General features: G+C 62.8%; 12 protein-coding genes. 5 read left to right on the forward strand and 7 right to left on the reverse strand.

Annotated elements, in window-relative coordinates:
- Positions 1-340 precede the first annotated feature (340 nt).
- The 4 genes from AB6803_RS18455 to AB6803_RS18470 all read left to right on the forward strand — a co-directional run bounded on the left by AB6803_RS18455 (position 341) and on the right by AB6803_RS18470 (position 5,767).
- Positions 341-1,291 carry an ornithine cyclodeaminase family protein gene (locus AB6803_RS18455; protein WP_371110266.1) on the forward strand — a complete coding sequence of 317 codons (951 nt, stop codon included), beginning with the start codon at positions 341-343 and terminating at the stop codon, positions 1,289-1,291.
- Positions 1,292-1,296: 5 nt separating this feature from the next.
- On the forward strand, positions 1,297-3,765 hold the full coding sequence (hrpB, locus tag AB6803_RS18460; protein ID WP_371110267.1) for an ATP-dependent helicase HrpB: 2,469 nt from the start codon (positions 1,297-1,299) through the stop codon (positions 3,763-3,765).
- A gap of 2 nt (positions 3,766-3,767) precedes the next feature.
- Positions 3,768-5,105, forward strand: a complete 1,338-nt coding sequence (locus tag AB6803_RS18465; RefSeq protein WP_371110268.1) for an ActS/PrrB/RegB family redox-sensitive histidine kinase — start codon at positions 3,768-3,770, stop codon at positions 5,103-5,105.
- A 74-nt stretch (positions 5,106-5,179) separates the two neighbouring features.
- Positions 5,180-5,767 carry an ActR/PrrA/RegA family redox response regulator transcription factor gene (locus tag AB6803_RS18470; protein WP_371110527.1) on the forward strand — a complete coding sequence of 196 codons (588 nt, stop codon included), beginning with the start codon at positions 5,180-5,182 and terminating at the stop codon, positions 5,765-5,767.
- 34 nt (positions 5,768-5,801) lie between these two features.
- On the opposite strand, the gene AB6803_RS18475 is transcribed toward AB6803_RS18470, so the two are convergent.
- Both AB6803_RS18475 and AB6803_RS18480 read right to left on the reverse strand, forming a co-directional pair.
- Positions 5,802-6,338 carry an MmcB family DNA repair protein gene (locus AB6803_RS18475; protein ID WP_371110269.1) on the reverse strand — a complete coding sequence of 179 codons (537 nt, stop codon included), beginning with the start codon at positions 6,336-6,338 and terminating at the stop codon, positions 5,802-5,804.
- The gene (locus AB6803_RS18480) at positions 6,335-6,484 is read right to left on the reverse strand and encodes a hypothetical protein (RefSeq protein WP_155293944.1); all 150 of its coding nucleotides are present in this window, start codon (positions 6,482-6,484) and stop codon (positions 6,335-6,337) included. Before AB6803_RS18480 ends, AB6803_RS18475 begins: the two co-directional genes overlap by 4 nt.
- A 34-nt stretch (positions 6,485-6,518) precedes the next feature.
- Here AB6803_RS18480 and AB6803_RS18485 point away from each other — a divergent pair, with 34 nt between their 5' ends.
- Positions 6,519-7,193 carry a L,D-transpeptidase gene (locus tag AB6803_RS18485; RefSeq protein ID WP_371110270.1) on the forward strand — a complete coding sequence of 225 codons (675 nt, stop codon included), beginning with the start codon at positions 6,519-6,521 and terminating at the stop codon, positions 7,191-7,193.
- Positions 7,194-7,334: 141 nt separating this feature from the next.
- Here AB6803_RS18485 and AB6803_RS18490 read toward each other — a convergent pair whose 3' ends face one another.
- From AB6803_RS18490 to hslU, 5 genes are all read right to left on the reverse strand, one after another.
- Positions 7,335-9,503: a malate synthase G gene (locus tag AB6803_RS18490; RefSeq protein ID WP_371110271.1), complete on the reverse strand. Its 2,169-nt coding sequence runs from the start codon at positions 9,501-9,503 to the stop codon at positions 7,335-7,337.
- A 119-nt stretch (positions 9,504-9,622) separates the two neighbouring features.
- On the reverse strand, positions 9,623-11,626 hold the full coding sequence (locus AB6803_RS18495) for a hydantoinase/oxoprolinase N-terminal domain-containing protein (protein WP_371110272.1): 2,004 nt from the start codon (positions 11,624-11,626) through the stop codon (positions 9,623-9,625).
- Positions 11,627-11,713: 87 nt separating this feature from the next.
- Positions 11,714-13,108: a cytochrome P450 gene (locus AB6803_RS18500; protein ID WP_371110273.1), complete on the reverse strand. Its 1,395-nt coding sequence runs from the start codon at positions 13,106-13,108 to the stop codon at positions 11,714-11,716.
- A 91-nt stretch (positions 13,109-13,199) separates the two neighbouring features.
- Positions 13,200-14,153: a DUF1402 family protein gene (locus AB6803_RS18505; protein ID WP_371110274.1), complete on the reverse strand. Its 954-nt coding sequence runs from the start codon at positions 14,151-14,153 to the stop codon at positions 13,200-13,202.
- Between the two features lie 169 nt (positions 14,154-14,322).
- A complete protein-coding gene (hslU, locus tag AB6803_RS18510) occupies positions 14,323-15,633 on the reverse strand; it encodes an ATP-dependent protease ATPase subunit HslU (RefSeq protein WP_371110275.1) in 1,311 nt (436 codons plus the stop codon).
- Positions 15,634-15,657: the final 24 nt, after the last annotated feature.

The raw sequence follows: 15,657 nt of genomic DNA on the forward strand, positions 1-15,657 counted from the left end.
GACTTCGTCGCTAGCAGCGCCGCCGCCCTCGTTCAGTGAGTGGGCTTATAATCCCCACCCCTCGATCAAGTCAACACCAACTCTGTAAAAATTCTGACATTTTTATAACTAATTGATTTTACAAAGGGATTTGTCGAGGCGATTGAACGGCAGTGAAAATCGTCCTCTTAAGCGGCCTTTTCCGGATTCATTTTACGAGTCACCGGGGAATCCATCTTCCTATGAAGGGTGAAGATCGCGGAATCGGGTTCCCTACCGAGTTCACCGCCGGCCAGCGCCAGCAATTGCCACTTTCTCAGCTAGGACCTAATAGAAGTCTCAAGCAATAGAGGAGCGGACAATGCTGGTCCTTAATGAAGAGCAGACACGTACAGCGCTGGCCTGGCCGGCGCTGATCGAGGCGATCGCCTCCATGTTTACCGGCGACTGCGTTATGCCGGTCAGGCATCACCATGATATGGAGGTGCCGGGCGAAAGCGACGCGACCCTGCTTTTGATGCCAGCCTGGCTGCCGGGACGGTATATGGGCGTGAAGATGGTCTCGGTCTTTCCCGATAATGCCATCCGCGCCCTGCCGGCGATCTTTGGAACCTATCTGCTGTCCTCCGGCAAGACCGGTGAGATGCTGGCGGTAATCGATGGCGGCGAGTTGACGGCACGACGCACAGCGGCCACCTCGGCGCTGGCGGCGCGCTATCTTGCGCGCACGGATGCCGAGGAGCTGCTGGTCTGTGGGTCGGGGCGGCTGTCGCTCAATCTGATCCAGGCGCATGCCGAAGGACGGAGCCTGAAGCGGATCGGCATATGGGGCCGCAATTACGACAAGGCGGCAGACATCGTCGGCCAAGCGCGGGCTCTTGGTCTGGATGTCATCGCTGTCACCGATCTCGAGGCCGCCGCCCGCAGTGCCGACATCATTTCCTGCGGGACATTGTCGAGTACGCCCCTGATCAAGGGCGAATGGCTGAAGCTCGGCGCGCATCTCGATCTCGTCGGCGGCTTCAAGCCGGACATGCGCGAGACCGACGACGCCGCGATCCGACGCGCGGACGTTTTCGTCGATACGCGCGCCGGCGCTATGAAGGAAGCCGGCGATATCGTGCAGCCGTTAAAGAACGGCGTGCTGACGGAGGATGCCATCCGCGCCGAACTCAGCGAGCTCGTTCGCGGAACAAAGCCGGGGCGCAGCAACGACGCCGACGTCACCCTGTTCAAATCGGTGGGCGCGGCACTCGAGGATCTCGCCGGCGCAATTCTGGCCTATGAATATGCGCGGGGCCGGCAGGCGTGACATCCATGACGCCTCCGCTGCCCGAGCTGCCGGTCTCGCATGTGCTTGCCGATATCGGCACGGCGCTTGGCCAAGAGCGGCGAGCGGTGCTGTCTGCGCCTCCCGGCGCCGGTAAGACGACGCTGGTGCCACTTTACCTATTGGGCCAGAGCTGGCGCGGCGACGGCAAGATCATCCTGCTGGAACCACGACGGCTGGCGGCACGGGCGGCGGCGGCGCGCATGGCCTCACTGCTCGGCGAAGAGGTCGGCGGTACCGTCGGCTACCGGATGCGGCTCGACAATCGCATTTCGGCCAAGACGCGCATCGAAGTGGTGACCGAGGGCGTGTTCGCGCGGATGATTCTCGACGATCCCGAACTTGCCGGCGTCTCCACCGTCATCTTCGACGAATTCCACGAGCGATCACTGGATGCGGATTTCGGCCTGGCGCTGGCGCTCGACGTGCAATCGGCCCTGCGCGAGGATCTGCGTATCCTGGTGATGTCGGCGACGCTTGATGTCGAACGGGTAGCAGTGCTGCTTAACCATCCGCCTGTGATCGAAAGCATGGGCCGCGGTTTTCCGATCGACATCCGCCATCAGGACCGGCCGGCCGGCGAGCGCATCGAGGATACGGTGACCCGGGCGATCCTCGACGCCCATGCGACGGAACAGGGCTCGATCCTCGCCTTTCTGCCGGGACAGGCGGAAATCACCCGCACGGTCGAAAGGCTTGAGAACCGATTGCCGCCGGACACGGTCATCGCACCGCTTTACGGCAATCTCGGTCAGAAGGAACAGGACGCGGCGATCCGCCCGGCACCCAAGGGCACCCGCAAGGTGGTGCTGGCGACCTCGATCGCCGAGACCTCCATCACCATCGACGGCGTCAGGATCATCGTCGACAGCGGCCTGCAGCGATTGCCCGTCTTCGAGGCATCGACCGGCATTACCCGTCTGGAGACGGTGCGCGTGTCGCGGGCCTCCGCCGACCAGCGAGCCGGCCGCGCCGGACGAACGGAGCCCGGCATTGCGATCCGGCTGTGGCACCCCGGCCAGACAGCAGCGCTGCCGGCCTTCACGCCGCCGCAGATCCTCTCCAGCGATCTCTCAGGCCTGACGCTCGATCTTGCCCATTGGGGCGTGCAGGACCCCGCCACGCTTGCCTTTGTCGATCAGCCGCCGGCGACAACACTCCATGAGGCGCGTGCGCTGCTGCGGCAGCTGGGGGCGCTGGACGCCGAGAACGGCTTAACGGCGCGCGGGAGGCTGATGCGCGATCTGGCCTTGCCGCCACGGCTGTCGGCCATGGTGATCTCGGCGGCAGACTTCGGCCAGGCGCGGGAGGCAGCAATGCTCGCCGTGCTGCTGACGGAACAGGGGCTGGGTGGGCCGAGCGTCAATCTGGAAGAGCGGCTAAGGCGGTTCAAGACGGAAAAGGGCGAGCGGGCCGAGGCGGCACGGCGGCTGGCCGGAAGGCTGGCGACGGCAGCGGGCGGTGGCAAGACCACGACCGCGGGTGCGCCGATATTGGCCGGTTCCCTGCTGCTGCATGCTTTCCTGGATCGTATTGCCCTGCAACGCGGCGGGCGTGGACGTTTTGTCATGGCGAACGGACGTGGAGCCGAACTGCCGGAGGCGGAGCGGCTTGCAGGCGCGCAGATGCTGGTGATCGCCGATTTGACCGGCCGCGCCGCGCAAGCCCGTATCCTGGCGGCGGCGGAGATTTCGCGGGGGGATATCGAGGAGCATCTGCCGGGCGAAATCCGCACCGAGGACCAGAGCGTCTTCGACAAGGCGAGCCGGCAGGTGCGCGCCCGCCGCGTCACCCGGCTCGGCGCCATCATTTTTGAAGAGATACCCTTGCCGCGTCTATCCGGGGAAAAGGCGGCAAAGGCTTTGGCCGAGGGCATTCGCGAGCTCGGGATCGGTGTGCTGCCGTTTTCCAAGGAGGCGGCGCAATTGCGGGATAGGATCGGCTTCCTGTACCGGACGATCGGCGAGCCCTGGCCCGACATGAGCGACGAGGCTCTTCTTTCACGCCTCGACGACTGGTTCACGCCGTTCCAGACCGAGGCGCGCGGCCTTTCCGATATCTCGGCCGGCGGGCTCTCCAATGGATTGATGTCGCTGGTGCCGCACGAGCTGCAGCGCGACCTTGGCCGGATGGCGCCGACACATTTCGAGGCACCGACCGGCCAGCGCCACCCGATCCAGTATGAGGGCGAGGAGCCGCTGTTGACGATCCGTGTGCAGGAACTTTTCGGGCTGAAACAGCATCCGGCGATCGGCGGCGGTCGCTTGCCGCTGGTGCTGGAACTGACCTCGCCGGCGCACCGGCCAATCCAGACGACGCGCGACCTGCCGGGCTTCTGGGCGGGATCGTGGAAGGACGTACGTGCCGACATGCGCGGGCGCTATCCGCGGCACCCCTGGCCGGAAGATCCGGCGGAGGCTGCGCCGACGACACGAACCAAGCCGAGGGGAACCTGAACATGGCCAGCTTCTTCAAAGGATTGGACAAGATCGCGATCGCGGACGCCAAGCTGCAGGACGACTACCACACCAGCCGGCGGCTGAGATTGCAGACATTGGTGCGCCTGCGCTGGCTCGCGGTCGGCGGCCAGACGGCAACGGTGATGATCGTCGCCTTCTGGCTGAAATTTCCGATGCCGCTATTGGCCTGCTGCGTGCTGATCGCCTGCCTTGCCTGGATTAACTTCTTCCTGACCCTGCGTTACCCGCCGACGCACCGGCTCGAGCCGCCGGCCGCCTTTGCACTGCTCGGCCTTGACCTTCTGCAACTCTGTGGGCTGCTGTTGATTACCGGCGGGCTTGCCAATCCGTTTTCGGCGCTGGTCTGCGTGCCGGTCATCATCTCGTTTGCCTCGCAGCCGATCCGCTACAGCATGGTGCTGATCGTGCTGGCGATGATCTGCATCACCGGCCTTGCCTTTTCGCCCTTTCCCCTGCCCTGGTATGGCGGCGTCGAGGTGAACGTCCATAGCGTCATGCAGCTTGGCGTCTGGTGCTCGATCGCATCGACCATGGCTTTTGCCGCCTTCTATGCCTATCGCGTCTCCATGGAGGCGTCGCAGCTCGCCGATGCGCTGGCGGCGACGGAACTGGTGTTGCAGCGGGAAAAGCATCTGTCGCAGCTCGACGGGCTGGCGGCGGCCGCGGCTCATGAGCTCGGCACGCCGCTTGCGACCATCAGCGTCGTTGCCAAGGAGATGGAGCGAGAGCTCCTGCATGACGACCGCTTCCGCGAGGACGTGGCGCTCCTGCGCAGTCAGAGCGAACGTTGCCGGGATATCCTGCGGCGGCTGACGACGCTGTCGGCCGAAGACGAAGCGCATATGCGGCGGCTGACGCTGTCGTCGATGATGGAGGAGGTCATCGCGCCGCATCGGGAATTCGGCATCAGGCTGGAGCTGATCGAAAAGAGCCCGAGGGCCGGCGAGCCGGTGCTCAACCGCAATGCCGGCATCATGTACGGGCTTGGCAATCTCATTGAAAACGCCGTCGACTATGCCCGCAAGACTGTGACCGTCACGGTGGAATACGACCCGGCCCTGCTCATCATCATCATCGAGGACGACGGCAACGGCTATGCTCCTGATATCCTGACGCGGATCGGCGAGCCCTATGTCACGACGCGTCAGCGCGACGACACGGCCGGCGGCCTCGGGCTTGGCCTGTTCATCGCCAAGACCCTGCTGGAACGTTCAGGCGCTGCCATTTCCTTCGGCAATCGCGATCCGGAGACACCGGGCGCCCGTATCCGCGTCGAATGGCCGCGCGTTTTGATCGACAGTAATTCGACAAAATGAGTTTCACGGCTTAAAACACCGGTCGTTAAAATCAGTAGGACTGTGCAGGCGGGATGCCGCCGAGATTGAAGATGATGACGGATAAAGAGCTTGCCGACCCTCACACTGGGGCCAAGGATATTGCGGACCATATCGGCCCGGATGCGACATTGCTGATCGTCGATGATGACGGACCCTTTCTGCGCCGGCTGGCGCGCGCCATGGAGACGCGTGGCTTCACGGTCGAGACGGCGGAATCAGTGGCGGAAGGCGTCGCCAAATCCAAGGCTACTCCACCGAAATATGCCGTGGTCGACCTTCGCCTCGGCGACGGCACCGGCCTCGAGGTCATCGAGGCGATCCGACAGCGGCGCGACGACACGCATATCGTCGTCCTGACCGGCTACGGCAATATCGCAACGGCGGTGACCGCCGTGAAGCTCGGCGCGCTCGACTATCTCGCCAAGCCCGCAGACGCGGACGATGTCTATGCGGCACTGACGCAGCGGCCAGGCGAAAAAGCCGAAGTGCCGGAAAATCCGATGTCGGCGGATCGGGTGCGCTGGGAGCATATCCAGCGCGTCTATGAAATGTGCGAGCGCAACGTTTCCGAAACGGCCCGCCGCCTCAACATGCATCGCCGCACGCTACAACGCATTCTCGCCAAGCGCGCGCCGAAGTAGAAAACACCTTTGGCTAGGCTCCGACTACTCGGAGTTAAAGCTCCTCGGCCCCCTCATCCGCCCTTTGGGCACTTTCTCCCCTCGGAGAGAAGGCAAAATCCTTGCCCGTCGCCCATTCGGCCAATAGCAGCCGCTGGGCGGCGGCGCGGGAGAAGTTCAGCGTCACCGACTTGCGCGTCGCCGGCGCCAAGCGATGCTCGGGCGCCTCGCGGATCATATGCGCGCCATAGCCGTCCGACAGGAACAGCCCGCAATCTTCCGGGAAGATATCGAGCGGCACGTCCTTATGGGTCGCGAAGAACAGGCGGTCGCAATGCTGGCGGTAGTCCGGCCATTTGCGATCGACGCGAAAGTCCTCGATCGAGGTCTTGATCTCGATGATCCAGATCTCGCCCTTTTCCGACAGGGTGAGGAGATCGGCCCGGCGGCCGCTTGCGAGCGGCAACTCCGGCAAGATAGCGTGACGCATCTCATGCAGTAATAGTTGCACGCCCCGACGTACAAGCATCGCCCGTTCTGACTGGCGGCCATCTATTAACGGATTATTATTGTAAACATTCAAAATCGTCATGAATTGCCTCGGGAACCGGCAAGAAACGTTGCAAAAAAGCCATGTCCCTTTAATTTGCGCAGCGGCGCCATTGAACTAGGAGCGCTGCCGCTTGCAAAGCAAAGTTTAATGGAAAATAAACCATATTCAAAGATGGTGAATACCATCCCATTCCCTGCCACAACGCACCAAGAGACTTCCATGCGCACCCGCAATGCTATCACCGCACTCGGCCTTGTCGCGACGCTCGCTATGGCTGGCTATGCCACCACGGCCGCAGCCACGCCGACCGCCACAGCCAATTCCGCAACCGAGACCGTAAAGTCCTTCGATGGTGATTACGGCGTGATCAGTGACAACGGCTACCAGCTGCCGGCGATCCCGATCCAGAAGGTGAAGCCGCAGTTCCGCCGTCAGATCGTGTCCTACCAGTCCAACGAGGCTGAAGGCACGATCATCGTCAACACGCGCGAGCGCCATCTTTATTATATCCTCGGCAATGGCGAAGCGATGCGTTACGGCATCGGCGTCGGCAAGCAGGGTTTCTCCTGGTCCGGCACCGCCTATGTCGCCTGGAAGCAGGAATGGCCGACCTGGCATCCGCCGAAGGAAATGGCAGTGCGCCGTCCGGAGATCGCGAAATATGTCGACGGCGGCATGAACCCGGGCCTCTCGAACCCGCTCGGTGCCCGCGCCATGTATCTCTACAATGAAAAGGGCCAGGACACGCTGTTCCGCCTGCACGGCACGCCGGAATGGGCTTCGATCGGCACCGCCGCTTCCTCGGGCTGCATCCGCCTGATGAACCAGGACGTCATCGACCTCTACAGCCGCGTTCTGCCGGGCCACAGCACCAAGGTCGTCGTGATCCAGTAATTGCTGGCATTCGGAATTTGAAAAGCCGCCGGATCGATATCCGGCGGCCTTTTTTGTTTGGGGAAGTGGACACTGTCCTCCTTCTCCCCTCGGGGAGAAGGAACCTTGCCAAGTAGCGCCCTCCGCGTCACAAACGGATCGTCACTCCGCCTGCTTCGCCTTCAATTCGATGCGGCGGCGATGCAGGACCGGCTCGGTATAGCCGTTCGGCTGTTCGCGACCCTTGAGCACAAGCTCAAGCGCAGCCTGGAAGGCGACCGAGCCGTCGAAATTGCCGGCCATGGCGATGTAGAGCGGATCGCCGGCATTCTGCTGGTCGACCACGGCCGCCATGCGCTTCATTGTCTCGATGATTTGCGCCTCGGTGATGACCTTATGATGCAGCCAGTTGGCCATGTGCTGCGCCGAGATGCGCAGCGTGGCGCGATCCTCCATCAGGCCGATATTGTTGATATCCGGCACCTTTGAGCAGCCGACGCCCTGATCGACCCAGCGGACGACATAGCCGAGAATGCCCTGGCAATTATTGTCGATCTCACGCTGGATCTCTTCCGGCGTCCAGTTCGGGCGCGAGGCGACCGGCACGGAGAGGATATCGGCAAGCTTGGCGCGAGCGCGGCTCTTCAGAGTCTGCTGGACATTGGCGACGTTGACCTTGTGATAATGCGTAGCATGCAGCGTTGCAGCCGTCGGCGACGGCACCCAGGCAGTGTTGGCGCCGGCCTTGGGGTGGGCGATCTTCTGTTCCAGCATCGCCGCCATCAGGTCGGGCATGGCCCACATGCCCTTGCCGATTTGCGCATGGCCGGAGAGGCCGCATTCGAGGCCGATATCGACGTTCCAGTTCTCGTAAGCAGCGATCCAGGCGGCCTGCTTCATGTCGCCTTTGCGGATCATCGGGCCGGCTTCCATCGAGGTATGGATCTCGTCGCCGGTACGATCAAGGAAGCCGGTGTTGATGAAGACGACGCGCTCGCTGGCGGCGCGGATGGCTTCCTTGAGGTTAACCGTGGTGCGGCGCTCCTCGTCCATGATGCCCATCTTGATGGTGTTGCGCGGCATGCCGAGCACGTCCTCGACCCGCGAGAAGATCTCGACGGCGAAGGCGACTTCCTCCGGCCCGTGCATCTTCGGCTTGACGACATACATCGAGCCGGCGCGGGAGTTCTTGCGGCGGCCGTTCGGGCCGACATCGTAAAGCGCGATCAGGCCGGTGACCATGGCATCCATAATGCCTTCCGGCACTTCGTTTCCGTCACGGTCGAGGATCGCCGGATTGGTCATCAGGTGGCCGACATTGCGTATCAGCATCAGCGAGCGGCAATGCAGCTCGAACTTCGAGCCATCAGGTGCCGTGTAGGTCACATCGGGATTGAGGCGGCGGGTAAAGGTCTTGCCGCCCTTGGCGACGTCCTCCGTCAGGTCGCCCTTCATCAGGCCGAGCCAGTTGCGATAGACTTCCGCCTTGTCCTCGGCGTCGACGGCCGCAATCGAATCTTCGCAGTCCATGATCGTGGTGATCGCCGATTCCAGCCGGACATCGGAAATATGCGCCGGATCGGCCTTGCCGATATCGGTGCCGGCGTCGATGACGATCTCGATGTGGATGCCATTGTTCTTCAGGAGAAGATGCGACGGCGCGGCGACATCGCCGAGATAGCCGGCGAAATGCCTGCCGTCCGCGAGAGCGACAGTGCCGCTCTTCGTCGCAATCGCCAGAGCGCCGTCCTTGACGGCAAAGCCCGCGACATCCTTCCAGCTCGCCCCTGCAAGCGGCGCGGCAGAGTCGAGGAAATCGCGCACCCAGGCGATAACCTTTTCGCCGCGCTTCGGATTGTAGCCTTTGCCCTTTTCGGCGCCATCCGCCTCGGAGATGGCATCCGTGCCGTAGAGCGCGTCATAGAGCGAGCCCCAGCGCGCATTGGCGGCGTTCAGCGCATAGCGGGCGTTCATGACAGGGACGACGAGCTGCGGACCGGCAATGGAGGCGATCTCGGGATCGACATTGGCGGTCGAGACTGTGAAGGCTGGGCCTTCGGGGATGATGTAGCCGATCTCGCGCAGGAAGGCTTCGTAGGCGGCGAGATCCACCGGCGCGCCGTTCTTGCGATACCAATCGTCAATGGCAGCCTGCATCCGGTCGCGCTTGGCAAGCAGCTCGCGGTTCTTCGGAGCGAGATCGTGGACGATCGCCGAGAAACCGGCGAAGAAGGCATCCGCGTCGATGCCGGAGCCCGGCAAGGCTTCCTTGACGAGGAAATCATACAGGACCGGTTCGATCTGCAGCCCATTTTTCTCGATGCGGCTCATACACTCAACTCCTCACGGCCGTTCAACGGCTCAATTCTGACATGGTGCCACTTTGCGGGTGGTTTCGCCTTCCGTCAATTTGGCAATAGTTCGAAAGATTTATGCAATTTTGGAAACAATCAATCTGCGGCAATACGCGGGCGGCCGCTGGCCGTCGCGATAAAGCGGGCCTCGATCAGCTTGCGATTGCCCTCAACCTCCGGCGCATCGACCTGCTCATCCACAGCGATGACGGGATCGACAGCGCCATTCAGCCGCGCCTGCGCCATCGCCATCTCGATCGCCCGCTCCCGTGCCATGGAGAAACTCTTCTCTTCGTCGGTAAACCGCAAGGTCTCGCCGGCGCCGTTCAGCACATAGATGCCGTCCTCGGGCATGGTGACGAAGACGGTGGCGCTGGTGCGGACCTGGCCGACGACAGCACCAATGGCATTGGCGACGTCCGAATCAGCGGGAATGGCGCTCTCGCTCGCCAGCATTTCGGCGATGGCGGGATAATAGACCGGGGCGGAGGCGCCGAGGCCGACCAGGGGACGATCGAGCGAGATGGCGAAACGAGCGATGCCTGGGGCACGACGAAGCGCACGGTCGATCGAGATCGACCTGGCCGGATCGAGATCGGCAACGCCGTCCTCGGCAAGGCAAGCGGCGAGAATGACATCGGCGGACTGCCGGGTCAGGCGATCGACGATCTTTTGCGCCAATTCCTCGACGGATGCCGCGATTGGGCGGCCGGAACCGTCCTTCATCCGCATTGCCAGTGCGAGGCCGAGCCGTGCGGCTTCCCCGTTCCACTGGCTCTGCCGGCCGAGCATATGCATGGCATCCGATGGCGTCAGGCCGCTAAGGTGCACAAGACCGCGCGCCACCAGCCGATCCAGCGTCGCCTTCTGCGATGTCGAGGTCAGAAGCTGGTCAAGCGCCAAGGGTGCGGCACCGATCTTGTCGAACAGCACCTGCTCCAACGGCGTGAGTCCGCTTGCCAGATGATCCGGCACACCGGTACGCACGGCAAAACGGCCAGCGTTGCGGCCAAGATGCGGCGCGCGCAGCTGCTGCTCCAGCACAACGATAATGGTCTCACCATGCGTATGGGCGACAAGGCTGAGCGGCAGTAGCCGGCGCGGTCCAAGCTCAAAGCCGGCGACAAGGCCGCGGTCGTTGATCTTCACCTCGGAATCGCCGCCGAGCCCATAGGTGCGCATGGCAACCGCTTCGACCATGGTGCGATAACCACCGACCACGGCGCCATCGGCATCGAGCCGGGGCCGACCGGCCTCCATGACGGCGACATCGGTGGTGGTGCCGCCGATATCGGACACCACGGCACTGTCGAGACCGGTCAAGTAGCGCGCGCCGACAAGGCTCGCGGCCGGGCCGGAGAGGATGGTCTCGATCGGACGGAGTTTGGCCTCGGCGGCTGAGATCAGCGCACCATCACCCCGCACCACCATCATTGGCGCCGCGATGCCGCGTTCGGCGAGAAACCCTTCGCAGGCGCCGACCAGGCGGTCGATCATCGAGACGAGGCGCGCATTCAGCAGCGTCGTCAGCGCCCGGCGCGGGCCGCCGAGCTTGGAGGAGAGTTCGTGGCTGCAGGTAACCGGCAGATGCGACAGCTCGCGAATGGCGTCACGCACGCGGATTTCATGGGCTGGATTCCGCACGGCGAAATAGCCGGCGATAGCAAAGGACGACACGCTCTTCGAAAGCTCCGGCAGCGCTTCTTCCAAGGCCGTCAGATCGAGCGGGCTCTCATTGCCGTGGACATTATGCCCGCCAGGCAAAAACAGCACGGGATCGGATCCCAGCGCCTCGGCCAAACCATCGCGCTTCAGATCATCCGGCCCGAAGCCGATCATCACCAGCCCGGCGCGGCCACCCTGCCCTTCGACCAGCGCGTTGGTGGCAAGCGTCGTCGACAGCGAAACGAGGCCGATGGCGGAAACCGGGACGCCGGCCTTGGCGATGACCGTATCGACGGCGCCGGCGATGCCGACGGCCAGATCATGCCGCGTGGTCAGCGACTTCGCCTTGGCGACGATGCCATCGGTTTCATGAAGAAGAACGGCATCGGTATAGGTTCCACCCGTGTCGATGCCGAGCAGGAAGTGAGATGTCACGCTGATATCTAACCTTTTGAACGGAAGGTGACCTGTTATTGCACCCTTCCCGCCTGACCCGCTAGCTGCGAAGCGGCAAAAATAATCCTACCGCCTCGACACCCGCATCGGCAGGCCGCCTTGCGGCTGCGTCGTCAGCTTCTGCACCGGCCAGGGATTGGTCTCGTCGGTGAGATCGAAGCGGAAGCGGTGCATCATCACGGCAAGGGCGATGACGGCCTCCTGCAGGGCGAAGGTGGCGCCGATACAGACGCGCGGGCCGGCGCCGAAGGGCAGGTACTGGAAGCGGTTGATCTTGCCGCGATTCTCCGGAAGGAAGCGTTCAGGCATAAAAGCGCGTGGCTTGTCCCAATAGAGCGCGTGGCGATGCAGCGTCCAGGGCATGATCAGCACGGTGACCCCGGCCGGGATCTCGACACGCTCGCCACTGGGGCTTGTCCATTCATCATCGGCGATGGAGGCGCGGTTGATCGAGGGGGCCGGCGGATAAAGCCGCATCGCCTCCTCGAAAGCAGCGCGGACATTCGGCATCAGATCAAGCCAGGCGACGGGCTCGGCACCGGTGGCGAGCACGCCGTCGATTTCCGCTTCCATGGCCTCGCGGATATGCGGACTATTGGCAACACAATAGAGCGTCCAGGCGAGCGCGCGGGCCGTCGTCTCATGGCCGGCGCCGATAAAGGTGAGAATATTGTCCTCGATCTCCTCCATGGTCAGGCCGTCGGGGCCGGTCTTCTCCAGGAGCAGCGTCAGGAAATCGTCGGGTGCGGACGCGCGATCCCGGCGCATCTTGCCGAGGCGCAGGTTCATGGTATCGCGGACGATGCCGCGAAACTTGTCGAGCACCTTCTGGCCGCCGATGCGGGTGACACGCGGCACCCAGGATGGCGCGCGCAGGAGGTCCATCGGATCGACCCGACCCATGCGATGCAGCAGCTGGTTGACGTCATCGGCGAAACTGGCGCCTTCCGTGACGATCTCACCGGAGAACAGCGTCTCGGCGAGAATGGCAAAGGTGAGCTCGGTCATATCGACAGCTATATCGAAGACCTCACCCTCGTTGCCGACATCCTCGTATTTGCGGACGTAATCCTCGCTCTGGCTCAGCATCTGGCCGGCGAAGCCCTGGGCATGGCGCGGCGTGAAGACCGGAGCAACGGCCTTGCGCGAACGCTTCCAGACCGGGCCTTCCGCCGTCAGTAGACCGTCACGCAGGATCGGCCGGAGTATGAGCTGGCGGATATCGGACATGCGGTAGTTGGAAGCATTGTCGACCAGCACATGCTTGATCAGGCCGGGGTCGTTGACGATCAGCGTGCGCTCGCGAATGAAGCGCGTCATGATCCAAGGCAGCGTATAGGAAGGCTCGCCCCAAAGTTCGAGCGGATTGCGCAGGATGGTGCGGATGATCGTCAGCCGCGACGGCGGCACGGTGCGTGGGATCGGGGCCGGCGGAGAAAAGGCTTCCGGGATCATATCCATGAGATCAATTCTCCTCGAAAACCGGCCTGCTTGGCCCGCAGCGCCCTTGGCGGCGTCAGGTATCCGATATGGTGAGCGCCGCCCGCGAAGTCTATAGCAGCGACTTCAGGTCGCTCAGCTTATCATTGATAAGCCAGCCATAGTAATTTTCTTCCGGCCAGACCGGCTGGCTCGCGCCCCGGTTCCTGGCGGCAAGTGCCGCAGCGCGCTGGCGGGAATTCCCGACATTATAGAGCGTCGCCGTGAGGCCGGGATTGCCGGAAATATCCATGCCGGCGATCGAACGATAATCGTCGATCGACTTGCGGATCGAGCCAGCGACGAAGGCGAGCGAGAGATCCGGATCCATGATCGCCTTGTAGACGCCGCTGGCATCCTTCTCATCCAGCTTCGCAATGCCCGAAGTGGAGCTCACGAGATCGGAAAGCTCCAAAGCGGTCAGCGGATTGATCTGGCCGAGGCCGAAGGTCTGACCGGCATAGAAGGGCTGGAAGAACACGGCGCTGAAACGATTGTCGGGGAAAGATTTCCCATCGACCTTCTTGCCCCGGAAAGCACTGTCCCAGACATCCTCGCGGCAGGTCCAGAGGCTGTAGGAATCCTTCTTTGCCTTGCAGACGTCGAATTGCGGCCGGGCAACGAAATCATCGATATTTTCGCCGCTATAGGCAAAGCGGAAGCTCTGGCCGGCATAGGACGCGGCCTTGACGTAGTAGGACTGCAGGCCGTCATAGGCGTCGACATTATAGGTATGCTCGCCGACCAGCGCGCCGACGATGTGGATCGGATCGATGCCATAGGCGCGCGCCGTCGACTTTATCTTCGACATCAGTCGAGTGTCGGTCGCAAGCAGCTCGCGGACCTTCTGGTATTTGCGGTCGAAGGTCGAATTCGTGCCCCTCGTGCGGCGCACGGAGGCGCCGGGGATCGCCGGTTGCTCGGCGTTGCGATTGCCCGGCGGCACCATGGTTGCCGCGTCCGCATAGGCCGGTATCCAGGAAAAGCTGACAATCGCCAGGAGAAGGGGGATCAGTATGCGTCGCACGATGGCTGCCCTATCGAAGTTTTATCCGATGCTTCCATGCGGCTGCCTGACGGACAATCTTGGCCGATTGAAGCCAAGTCACGCAAAGAAACAGGCCCCTAACTAAAAAGTTAACGGCCCGCTGTCGAGTGATTAATATTTCAAAATGCCGATGCCGGCATCCTTCGCACTAAAGAATGAAGCGCGACAGGTCGGTATTGTTGGCGAGATCGCCGACATGTTCACGGACATAGGCGGCATCGATGGTCACCGATACGCCGGCACGGTCCGAGGCATTATAGGAAATCTCGTCCAGTACCCGCTCCATCACCGTCTGCAGGCGACGGGCGCCGATGTTCTCGACGGTGGAGTTCAGATGCACGGCGACATCGGCGAGCGCATCGATGGCATCGTCGGTGAAGTCGAGCTTCAGGTCTTCCGTCTCCATCAGCGCCTTGTACTGGCGGATGAGGCTGGCTTCCGGCTCGGTCAGGATGCGGCGGAAGTCCTCCTTGGTCAGCGGCCGAAGCTCGACGCGGATCGGCAGGCGGCCCTGCAATTCCGGCAGGAGATCCGAAGGCTTCGAGACGTGGAAGGCGCCAGAGGCGATGAAGAGTATATGGTCGGTCTTGACCGGACCATACTTGGTTGAAACCGTCGTGCCTTCGACCAGCGGCAGCAAGTCGCGCTGCACGCCTTCGCGGGAGACGCCGGCGCCCATGCCGCCGTCGCGGGCCGCGATCTTGTCGATCTCGTCGAGGAAGACGATGCCGTCATTCTCGGCGGATTGCACGGCCTCGCGCTGGATCGCCTCATTGTCGATCAGCTTGTCGGATTCGTCGCGCACCAGTTCCTTATAAGAATCCTTGACCGTGGTGCGGACCTTCTTGGTGCGGCCGCCCATGGCCTTGCCGAACATCTCGGAGAGGTTGAGCACGCCGATATTGGCGCCGGGCATGCCGGGAATCTCGAAGCCGCCGGGCATGCCGGAGCCAGTGTCGGCCACTTCGATGTCGATTTCCTTGTCGTCGAGCTGGCCGTCGCGCAGCTTCTTGCGGAAGCTGTCACGCGTCGCCGGCGAGGCGGTCGCGCCGACCAGGGCGTCGAGCACGCGCTCTTCGGCGCTCATATGCGCCTTGGCCTGCACCTCGGCGCGCTTCTTTTCGCGCACCAGGCCGATGCCGACTTCGACGAGATCGCGGACGATCTGTTCGACGTCACGGCCAACATAGCCGACTTCGGTGAACTTGGTGGCTTCGACCTTGATGAAGGGAGCGCCGGCGAGCTTGGCGAGGCGACGGGAGATTTCCGTCTTGCCGACGCCGGTCGGGCCGATCATCAGGATGTTCTTGGGCATGACTTCGTCGCGCAGATCGGGCTCGAGCTGCTGGCGGCGCCAGCGGTTGCGCAGCGCAATCGCCACGGCGCGTTTGGCCTCATGCTGGCCGACGATATAACGGTCGAGTTCGGAAACGATCTCGCGGGGGGAAAAAGTGGTCATTTCGTGTGTTTCCCGTCAGGGCTG

This window comes from Rhizobium sp. RCC_161_2 (assembly GCF_041355235.1).
In the GTDB taxonomy this organism is placed as follows: domain Bacteria; phylum Pseudomonadota; class Alphaproteobacteria; order Rhizobiales; family Rhizobiaceae; genus Rhizobium.

Bases quoted from the DNA above. Each gene is read 5' to 3' on its own strand.
- hslU (WP_371110275.1), bottom strand. From the start codon at position 15,633: ATGACCACTTTTTCCCCCCGCGAGATCGTTTCCGAACTCGACCGTTAT.
- AB6803_RS18480 (WP_155293944.1), bottom strand. From the start codon at position 6,484: ATGGTATTCACCATCTTTGAATATGGTTTATTTTCCATTAAACTTTGC.
- AB6803_RS18500 (WP_371110273.1), bottom strand. From the start codon at position 13,108: ATGGATATGATCCCGGAAGCCTTTTCTCCGCCGGCCCCGATCCCACGC.
- AB6803_RS18485 (WP_371110270.1), top strand. From the start codon at position 6,519: ATGCGCACCCGCAATGCTATCACCGCACTCGGCCTTGTCGCGACGCTC.
- hrpB (WP_371110267.1), top strand. From the start codon at position 1,297: ATGACGCCTCCGCTGCCCGAGCTGCCGGTCTCGCATGTGCTTGCCGAT.
- AB6803_RS18455 (WP_371110266.1), top strand. From the start codon at position 341: ATGCTGGTCCTTAATGAAGAGCAGACACGTACAGCGCTGGCCTGGCCG.
- AB6803_RS18470 (WP_371110527.1), top strand. From the start codon at position 5,180: ATGACGGATAAAGAGCTTGCCGACCCTCACACTGGGGCCAAGGATATT.
- AB6803_RS18490 (WP_371110271.1), bottom strand. From the start codon at position 9,503: ATGAGCCGCATCGAGAAAAATGGGCTGCAGATCGAACCGGTCCTGTAT.
- AB6803_RS18475 (WP_371110269.1), bottom strand. From the start codon at position 6,338: ATGACGATTTTGAATGTTTACAATAATAATCCGTTAATAGATGGCCGC.
- AB6803_RS18465 (WP_371110268.1), top strand. From the start codon at position 3,768: ATGGCCAGCTTCTTCAAAGGATTGGACAAGATCGCGATCGCGGACGCC.